The organism is Anabaena sp. CS-542/02 (genome assembly GCF_028331085.1).
GTDB classification, from domain to species: domain Bacteria; phylum Cyanobacteriota; class Cyanobacteriia; order Cyanobacteriales; family Nostocaceae; genus Anabaenopsis; species Anabaenopsis arnoldii.
Genome location: NZ_JAQMTM010000112.1, coordinates 1 through 8,906, shown reverse-complemented (window position 1 = coordinate 8,906; position 8,906 = coordinate 1). Strand labels below are relative to the sequence as shown.

The following is an 8,906-nucleotide window of genomic DNA, read 5'->3' as shown; positions in this document are numbered from 1 at the left end:
TAGTGTATCAAATATTTTTAGATCCCCCTAAATCCCCCTTGAGAAGGGGGACTTTGACTCTAGTTCCCCCCTTTTTAAGGGGGGTTAGGGGGGATCAAGAAGTGTCTAAAATCACCTTATAAAACTTATCAAACAACCTCTGAAGATGAATACACTAGTGATATGTAAATGCTTTACTTAACCATTTCAGGAATTTTTTATGAGTATTAAAAAACAAGATTATTATCTCCTAGTTCAGCAAGCTCAAGAAATTTATAGTAACTCCGGAAATATTTCTGCTTTTCTGAGAAATACACTAGGGTTGGAAACAAATACACCAGAAATAATTGAGATATCCTATGATTTACAAGCAGGAAGCTATGTAGATAGTTTTGTAAAAAACCGTCCTCAGAAATACAGATATTGCGCAGAAATAGTTAATTATCTTAATCAGTATGTCGATGAACAAAATTCTTTATTAGAGGTAGGTTGTGGAGAAGCAACTACTACATTTGGTGTTTTCGATCAGCTGGCTCAAAAACCTAGGCAAGTGATTGGTTTTGATATTTCTTTCAGTAGAATTAAGGTTGCTATAGATTTCTGGAATAGAGAGTATAAAAAGCTAGAAATCAATCAATCAATCAATCAATCAATCAATCAATCAATCATTTCTTTGTGGCAGACTTATTTCATATACCTTTGGCAAATCGGTCTGTTGATGTGGTTTATACATCTCATTCAATTGAGCCAAATGGAGGTAAAGAAATAGCAGCACTCCAGAGTATATTTCGCATTGCTAAAAAACGAGTGTTACTTTTTGAACCTTATTTTGAAGCTGGTTCTCCAGAAATACAGCAAAGGATGAATAGTCATGGTTATGTTAAAAATATTCCTGAAGCAATTAAAGCATCTGGCGGTATCCTGCGCAAGGTTGAGAAAATAGATAGTATTTCTAACCCTCTGAATCCAACTTATTTATTTGATGTTGAAGTTTCTTTAGAGATTATCTCTGATGACTGTTTCTGGGCAGATCCTGTAACGAGAAAACCTCTTAATCACAACGAAGATTGTTTTTATTGTCCAATATCCGGTTTGGCATATCCTATCATTAGCGGCATACCATGTTTAAGACCAGAAAATGGTATTCTTGCTACTCAACTTATGAACTTTTAAAATACAAACATCATGGAGTTTATCCCCTACGGTCGCCAAAGTATCAGTGAGGCAGATATTGCTGCTGTGGTGCAAGTATTACAAAGTGACTGGCTCACCCAAGGTCCCATGGTTCCCGCCTTTGAGCAGGGGGTGACTGTAGCTTGTGGGGCCAGTTATGGTGTGGCGGTTAATAGTGCAACTTCGGCTTTACATATTGCTTGTTTGGCTTTGGGATTGAGTCCAGGCGATCGCCTGTGGACAGTACCAAATACCTTTGTAGCTAGTGCTAATTGTGGGCGCTATTGTGGGGCGGAGGTGGATTTTGTCGATATTGACCCAGATACTTATAATTTGAGTGTAGGGGCGCTGCGCCAGAAATTGCAGATAGCTCAAGCACAGGGAAGTTTACCTAAAATAGTTGTTCCCGTACATTTTGCTGGTCAGTCCTGTGACATGGCGGCAATTTATGCTCTGAGTCAAGAATATAATTTCCGCATTATTGAAGATGCTTCCCATGCTGTGGGGGGTGAATATCAAGGGGAACCGGTGGGCAATTGTCGGTATAGTGATATTACGGTCTTTAGCTTTCACCCAGTCAAAATTATTACGACTGCTGAAGGGGGTATGGCTGTAACCAATGACCCAGAAATAGCTGCAAAGATGGCACGACTGCGCACCCACGGTATTACCCGTGACCCCGAATTATTATCAGGGGAATTACGGGGTAGTTGGGTATACGAGCAGGTAGAATTGGGTTTTAACTACCGGATGACGGATTTACAAGCGGCTTTGGGGTTATCGCAATTGCAGAGATTACCAGAGTTTATTGCCCGTCGTCGTCAATTGGCGGCACAATATGACCAGATGTTGGCAGGTCTGCCTGTGATTTTACCATGGCAACACCCTGATAGTCTCTCGGCTTGGCATTTATATGTAGTCCAGGTGGAAGCCACAGCCTTAAACCGGGAGGAGTTATTTACCGCTTTGCGTGAGGGGGGGATTGGGGTACAGGTTCATTATATCCCTGTACATCTCCAGCCCTATTATCGGCGTTTGGGTTTTCAGGTGGGGGATTTTCCCGTGGCGGAGTCCTACTATGGACGGGCGATTAGTTTACCTATGTATGCTGGTTTAAGTGATGGTGATCAGATTCGGGTGGTGGAGGTATTAGGTAGAGCCACAGCATAAATTCGCTGTTTGCGGGGGCAAATTAGCAAGCCAGAGAATAAATTCTCTGTCTAAAAGCTGAAGTCGGTTGAAACCGACTAGAATGGTGGTGAGATTGGCTGTTGATTGTTGACTGTTGACTGTTGGAGGAGCTAAATGAATATTCCCATTGTCACATCTGAGGTAATTAACGGTGTCAATAAGTATTTGCATCTCACAGGTGTTAGTTGGGTGCAATTTAAAAACCTGGAAAGTGCCTTTAGTTCCATTCCCGGGGTGCGTTTAATATATTTAGATGGGGGATTGGAAATTGTGATTTTGGGAAGTGAGCATGAATATTATAAGCGCACCATTAGCTTATTGTTAGAAGCTTATATGAGGTCTGAGAATATTAGATTTTATAGTCAAGGTAGTGCAACATTAGGAAGTCAAGAAATTAACGCCCAGAAAGAACCTGATGAGTCTTACAGTTTTAATGCTCAAAAAGCCACGCCTGATTTAGTTATAGAGGTAATTGTCACCAGTGGAGGTATTAATACTTTAGAAGTATATCAAAGAATTGGTATTCCTGAAGTTTGGTTATGGGAGGATGGTAACTTAAAAGTCTATGAGTTGACAGGAGAGTGTCAAGGATATAAGAGGGTACAAGAAAGTAATTTACTTCCTAATTTAGATTTAAATTTGTTAACGAAATATATTACATATTATGATCAATATGATGCTGTGACTGAGTTCTTAACAGCTATGGGTAAAGGGCAGTTTCAGTCATAAAAGGGGAGAGCGATCGCAGGATCGTCAGCAGTGGGGGATTTCCGGCGTTATGGTTGGCGGTGGATGGCTTATTAACTGATACAATGCAGCAGGTTTTGGCAGTGAGCAGGGGTTAGATGGTGAAGAACATCAAGGTTTTGTGAGCCGATTGGTCAACTAGGAAGGTGGTGGCGCTTTTATGTTATGGTGATTTTACGCACATAAAGATAGATTATGAACATAGCTGTAATTCCAGCCAGGGGTGGCAGTAAACGCATTCCACACAAGAATATTAGAGACTTTTGTGGTAAGCCCATGATTGCTTGGCCGATCACTGCGGCTCAAGCTTCTGGCTTATTTACACATATCATTGTTTCTACGGATGATCAAGAGATTGCATCTGTGGCTCAACAGTGGGGGGCGGAAGTTCCTTTTGTGCGTCCGGCTGATTTATCAGATGATTTCACGGGAACCACTCCCGTAGTAGCTCATGCAGTAGCTTGGTGTTTAGAACAGGGATGGCCGTTAGAGGCTGTTTGTTGTATTTATGCGACTGCTCCTTTAATTCAGGTAGAGGACTTACACAAAGGGCTGGAGTTACTGCAATTCAACTCTGATGGATATGTATTTAGTGTAACTTCCTTTACCTCACCTATTCAACGGGCTTTTAGGATTAATACATCTGGCAAAACGGAAATGTTTTATCCTGAATATTTCAATGCTCGTAGTCAGGATTTAGAAGCAGCTTACCATGATGCTGGTCAGTTCTATTGGGCAAAACCACAAACTTGGCTGACAAAAAAATCTGGTTTTGATGGAGGTTTACCTGTAATTTTACCTCGTTGGCGTGTTCAAGATATTGACACATTGGAAGATTGGCAACGAGCAGAATATATGTGTAAGTTTTTGTATAAAGAAATGAATTTTATTTAGAATAAATTCTGGAGTAGAAACATGACTGTATATAAAACAGAGCAAGAAAGATTTTGGGCAGAAAAGTTTGGTGATGAGTATATTGAACGCAATCAAGGAGATTTATTATTACCTAGGAATATAGCTTTCTTTTCTAAGATACTATCCCGAACCCAGAAGATAAACTCATTAATAGAATTTGGTGCTAATATTGGTTTGAATTTAAGGGCAATTAGACAACTTTTACCCCATATAGAACTTTCAGCAGTTGAAATTAATGCTAGTGCTGTAGCAGAACTAAAAAGCACAGTGGGGGGGGTAAAATTATACCATCAATCTCTTTTAGATTATCAACCTGAAGATAAGAGTGATTTCGTTCTAATTAAAGGTGTTTTAATTCATATTAATCCGGAATACTTAAACCGTGTTTATGATTTATTGCACCAAAGTAGTAATAGATATATCTGTATTTCTGAGTATTATAATCCTACCCCAGTAACGGTAAATTATCGTGGTCATCAAGATAGGCTGTTTAAAAGGGACTTTGCAGGGGAAATTTTAGATAAATTCGCAGATTTGCGTTTAATTGATTATGGGTTTGTGTATCACCGGGATAATCAGTTTCCTCAAGATGATTCAACTTGGTTTTTGTTAGAGAAAATGGGTAAGATTAACTAATTTTAGAGGAATTAGGTAGTCAAAGAAGCCAGCGCTTGACTTATAAGGGATTAAAAACCATCGCCTTTGATACTGTGCAGAGGATGTGATTGGCGGTCATTGGGAATCACCCATGAAGATGGCAAATATTAATCTATAATAGGGAGAATTGGCTAAGTAAAATGGAAAATATCTACAGATATGACTAAGAGGATGTTTGATAAGTTTTTTATTGTCATCAATGACACTGATTGATCCCCCCAACCCCCCTTAAAAAGGGGGGCTAAATTCTTTAAAGTCCTCGTTGAGAAGGGGGATTTAGGGGGATATAAAAATATTTGATACACTAATCATGACTTTCCAAACATCCTCTTAAATTAGGTGAAATAGAAGTTAATAGTAATACTCAATTCACAGTTGCTATTCCTGTGAGTCTTTAAAGTTAAACAGTATCCAGTACTCAATCAAAATCAAATAGTTAGTCACTATGGCATAATATCGTCAAGTTTTAGTTGTAAGTTGGGAAACACAGAAGAGGAAATAGCATCTCCCAAGCGATATTGTTGCTGCTGATATACGCCATTAACTAGTTGACAGATTGTGAAGGTAGGTTGTTTGGGATTACCGATAAATTGCAAGCCACCCAAACCACGAGAATCTACAATCCAATATTCTGGTATTTCGAGAAAGGCATATTCTTCAACTTTTCTGGCATAATCATCCTGCCAATTTGTACTCACAACTTCAGCAACTAACTGAATAGTATTGCCATGACAAATAATCGGTTCTTTTTGCCAAAGTGGTTCATTGCTAAGTTTTGCTTTATCTAGAACAATAACATCTGGACGGAGTGCTGTTGCTTCAGCAGCAGGTGGTTTAATCAAACAAGTTTTTGGAATCAGCCAGTTTAAATTAGCACGAAGAATTTCAGCATAAATTATCCGTGCAATATTTCCTGAAACCTCTTCATGAGGGCCAGTTGGTTCCATGTCACGTAGTTCTCCGTCAATGAGTTCGTAACGGGGGTTGTCCCCGTACTCGACTAAAAATTGCTCGAAAGTGAGGAGTTTGGGTGGGCTGTAAGTCATGTTGCTGCACTCCAAATTCAAAATTAACAATGCTTATAAGAAGGAATAGATAACAAACTATCTTGCTGTTTTGCAATTGGCTGGTGAAGCATCCCCCGGTGATCAAGTTTTATGAATAGTGCAATGGGATCAATCAGATATTTCGGTGAACAGTGTTGTCGAAGCTAAATAAGCCAAGAGTTTCCGACTAAAAAATGCACAACTCTATATTGATTGTAGCTGCCCACCCAGATGATGAAGTATTGGGGTGTGGAGGGGCGAGCATATATAATCTTAGGGAGAAGGATATAGTCGAGTGGTTGAAAAAGCCTCATGTCTGACTCATCTCTGTACCAAACAGATTTTGTAGCTTGGATACATCAGCAGCAGGTGGCGTTAAATAACCGGGATGTGTCCTCTTTGGACTGGGAAAACTTGGCCGAAGAGTTGGATGCTATGGGTATTAGAGAGAAAAATGAGCTAAAAAACCGCCTAGTAGTTTTACTCGCTCATTTACTCAAGTGGGAACATCAGCCAAGAAAACGTTCTATAAGTTGGTTTACAACCATTGCCAACCAGAGAGATGATTTACAAGATTTATTAGCAGAAAAACCTAGTTTACAGCAATATATTCCTGAGATTTTGCCCAAAGCTTATCGTAATGCTCGGCGGGAAGCTGCAGCGGAAACAGGATTAAATTTAGCCTGTTTTTTAGCAACTTGTCCTTATAGCTTCACAGAAATATTAAATCCTGAGTTTTTATGTAATACCACTGATGATTTTGTCAAGGCGATAGAGAAACTATAGAGGGAATAGGGAGCAGGGAGCAGGGAGCAGGAAAGGATTGGGGAACACGGTATGGCTAACGCCATGCTATCGCTATCGACTTCGCTCACCGACCGCACAAAAAACAATCAAATCCAGTCCCCTCCCCTTACAAGGGGAGGGTTAGGGTGGGGTCAAATATTCGATACACTAATCATGACTTGACAAACATCCTCTAAGCTAGAATATGGCTATGGTGATTCCTTCCCTCAAATCATGACTACAAACTTAGCTCCATCCATTGCTGAGAATACTCTGTGTTTAAAGAATGTTAGTTGGGAAATTATTACATTACTGATGAACCCCAGGTAAGAAATAAACAAAATATGGAAAATATCTACAGATATGACTAATGTAACAGACTTGAATCATCTGGCAGATAATAGGAGAAAACCTAAATTAGTGTCAATGATTATTGAGACCAATGCAGATGGATACTTAGCCAGGATACCAGGGATTCAGGGAGCTTTCGCCGAGGGAGATAGTCCACAAGAAGCTATGTTTAACTGTATTGATGTTTTGCAAATGATTATTGATTATAAACAAGAACAAAACCAAACTCTTAAATTAGGTGAAATAGAAGTTAATAGTAATACTCAATTCACAGTTGCTATTCCTGTTAGTCTTTAAAGTTAAACAGTTAATCTATTATTATGACCAGATTGACGGAACTTAGTTATTTACAGGTTACTCGTCGTCTGGAACACTTCGGGTTAAGATTTTATAGACAAGGGAAAGGCTCTCATGAGCTTTGGGTACGTGATGCCGATGGTATAGTTATCCCTGTCCCCCATCATGGCGGTAAAAATATCAAGAAAGGTACAGTTAGGGCAATTATCCGAGAATTAGGTATTTCTGTGCAAGAGTTTATGGAAGTTGAATAGGTTGATACCTTTAAACTACAGCAGTTTCTACCTAGATAAAATACAGATATTAATTATAAAACTATTGTGGGGTGGGCATCCTGCCCGCCCAAGTGTACCTCACCTAGATGAAATCCGCTGTAAAAAATGCACAACTCTATATTGATTGTAGCCGCCCACCCAGATGATGAAGTATTGGGGTGTGGAGGGGCGATCGCCTCTTACACTGCCCAAGGTGTGCCAGTACAGGTTATATTTGTTGCAGATGGTATTTCTGCCCGGGTAACCCATGACACAGCAGAACTAGAACGCCGTCACACAGCAGCGCGAAAAGCAGGGGATTGTTTAAGTATTTCCTCGGTTAAGTTTTGTGACTTCCCAGATAACAAATTAGATACAGTCCCCCTATTATCAATAGTTCAAACAATTGAACAGGCGATCGCCCAATATCAACCAGATACCATCTTTACCCACCACGCCGGGGATGTAAATATCGACCATCAAAGAGTACATCAAGCCGTAGTCACAGCTTGTCGTCCCCAACCCCAACACCCAGTTAAAACCCTGTTGTTTTTTGAAGTACCTTCAAGTACAGAATGGCAACCCCCCGGATCAGCACCGAGTTTTCACCCTAACTGGTTTATAGATATTTCCCAGACCTTAGCAGTGAAACAGCAAGCCTTGGCATTGTATCAAGAAGAACTGCGCCCCTTTCCCCATCCCCGCTCACAACAAGCAGTCACCGCCTTAGCCCAGTGGCGGGGTGCAACGGTGGGAGTAGCAGCAGCAGAGGCTTTTATTTTAGGTAGACATCTGGGATGATGTCTGTGTCGTCAACTGGTTACCTGTGGAGACAGATTCGTTTAGAATGAAACTACTGTGCCCTCAACCTTGGATAAATTTTCTGTCTTTATTACCGGGGACAGTTTTAACATTTTTAACCATTACAGTTGCCTTTCTACGATTCTATGACGAACAAGACTTCAGCGTCCTCGGATACATTACCCAGCCCAGAGTCTGGAGCAACCGACTCACCTTGGCGGCCCTCCTGGTGGCAATGGTTAATTTCGGCGTTGAGTGGAACCGTCGAAATCGAGAAACAGACCGCCTGGCTGCAGCAGAGCAACGAAGAATTGAGGAAACGGCACGAGTTGAGAATGAGCGAACTGAGGAAAGAGAACGAGCGGCTCACCAAGCTAGAATCCAAAATAGATGGGTTGTTCTCCAAATACAACATCAACTCAATCCCACAGAACAAACCCAATCAGCCCTAGGGGATTTTGCAGCTTTCTTGCAAGAGTATGGGGAATAAATGGTTTTACGAGCTATTTTTGCCCCAACCGGGGAGGTTGGCTGAGTTAATACCCCCAATCGACCCTAAGAGGATGTCTGATAAGTTTTATAAGGTGATTTTAGACACTTCTTGATCCCCCCTAACCCCCCTTAAAAAGGGGGGAACTAGAGTCAAAGTCCCCCTTCTCAAGGGGGATTTAGGGGGATCTAAAAATATTAGATACACCATGAGGGACTT

At 40.7% G+C, this 8,906-nt stretch carries 12 protein-coding genes; 11 read left to right on the top strand and 1 reads right to left on the bottom strand.

The annotated features are described in order from the left end of the window. Positions 1–199 precede the first annotated feature (199 nt). The 6 genes from PN447_RS12590 (at position 200) to PN447_RS12565 (ending at position 4,641) form a co-directional block, all read left to right on the top strand. Positions 200–748 carry a hypothetical protein gene (locus tag PN447_RS12590; RefSeq protein ID WP_271763390.1) on the top strand — a complete coding sequence of 183 codons (549 nt, stop codon included), beginning with the start codon at positions 200–202 and terminating at the stop codon, positions 746–748. Further along, the gene (locus tag PN447_RS12585) at positions 700–1,152 is read left to right on the top strand and encodes a Trm112 family protein (RefSeq protein WP_271763389.1); all 453 of its coding nucleotides are present in this window, start codon (positions 700–702) and stop codon (positions 1,150–1,152) included. Before PN447_RS12590 ends, PN447_RS12585 begins: the two co-directional genes overlap by 49 nt. Before the next feature lie 12 nt (positions 1,153–1,164). Beyond that, entirely contained in the window at positions 1,165–2,322 is a 1,158-nt protein-coding gene (gene pseC / locus PN447_RS12580; RefSeq protein ID WP_271763388.1) for a UDP-4-amino-4,6-dideoxy-N-acetyl-beta-L-altrosamine transaminase, read from the top strand. Positions 2,323–2,457: 135 nt separating this feature from the next. Further along, positions 2,458–3,072: a Uma2 family endonuclease gene (locus PN447_RS12575; RefSeq protein ID WP_271763387.1), complete on the top strand. Its 615-nt coding sequence runs from the start codon at positions 2,458–2,460 to the stop codon at positions 3,070–3,072. A gap of 213 nt (positions 3,073–3,285) precedes the next feature. Further along, positions 3,286–3,984, top strand: coding sequence for a pseudaminic acid cytidylyltransferase (gene pseF, locus PN447_RS12570; protein WP_271763386.1), 699 nt, complete (start codon positions 3,286–3,288; stop codon positions 3,982–3,984). Between the two features lie 21 nt (positions 3,985–4,005). Next, entirely contained in the window at positions 4,006–4,641 is a 636-nt protein-coding gene (locus PN447_RS12565) for a pseudaminic acid biosynthesis-associated methylase (RefSeq protein WP_271763385.1), read from the top strand. Positions 4,642–5,105: 464 nt separating this feature from the next. Here the strand turns inward: PN447_RS12565 and PN447_RS12560 are convergent, their stop codons facing one another. After that, complete coding sequence (locus PN447_RS12560) at positions 5,106–5,708, bottom strand: Uma2 family endonuclease (protein WP_271763383.1); 603 nt, start codon at positions 5,706–5,708, stop codon at positions 5,106–5,108. A 312-nt stretch (positions 5,709–6,020) separates the two neighbouring features. On the opposite strand from PN447_RS12560, the gene PN447_RS12555 reads away from it, so the two are divergent. The 5 genes from PN447_RS12555 to PN447_RS12535 all read left to right on the top strand — a co-directional run bounded on the left by PN447_RS12555 (position 6,021) and on the right by PN447_RS12535 (position 8,687). After that, the gene (locus tag PN447_RS12555) at positions 6,021–6,494 is read left to right on the top strand and encodes a DUF29 domain-containing protein (protein WP_271763382.1); all 474 of its coding nucleotides are present in this window, start codon (positions 6,021–6,023) and stop codon (positions 6,492–6,494) included. A gap of 363 nt (positions 6,495–6,857) precedes the next feature. Next, positions 6,858–7,142 (top strand): type II toxin-antitoxin system HicB family antitoxin, encoded by a 285-nt coding sequence (locus PN447_RS12550; protein ID WP_271763381.1) that lies wholly within the window; start codon positions 6,858–6,860, stop codon positions 7,140–7,142. A gap of 23 nt (positions 7,143–7,165) precedes the next feature. Beyond that, on the top strand, positions 7,166–7,396 hold the full coding sequence (locus PN447_RS12545) for a type II toxin-antitoxin system HicA family toxin (RefSeq protein ID WP_271763379.1): 231 nt from the start codon (positions 7,166–7,168) through the stop codon (positions 7,394–7,396). Between the two features lie 126 nt (positions 7,397–7,522). Continuing rightward, on the top strand, positions 7,523–8,197 hold the full coding sequence (locus PN447_RS12540; RefSeq protein ID WP_271763378.1) for a PIG-L deacetylase family protein: 675 nt from the start codon (positions 7,523–7,525) through the stop codon (positions 8,195–8,197). A 46-nt stretch (positions 8,198–8,243) separates the two neighbouring features. After that, entirely contained in the window at positions 8,244–8,687 is a 444-nt protein-coding gene (locus PN447_RS12535) for a hypothetical protein (RefSeq protein ID WP_271763377.1), read from the top strand. Positions 8,688–8,906: the final 219 nt, after the last annotated feature.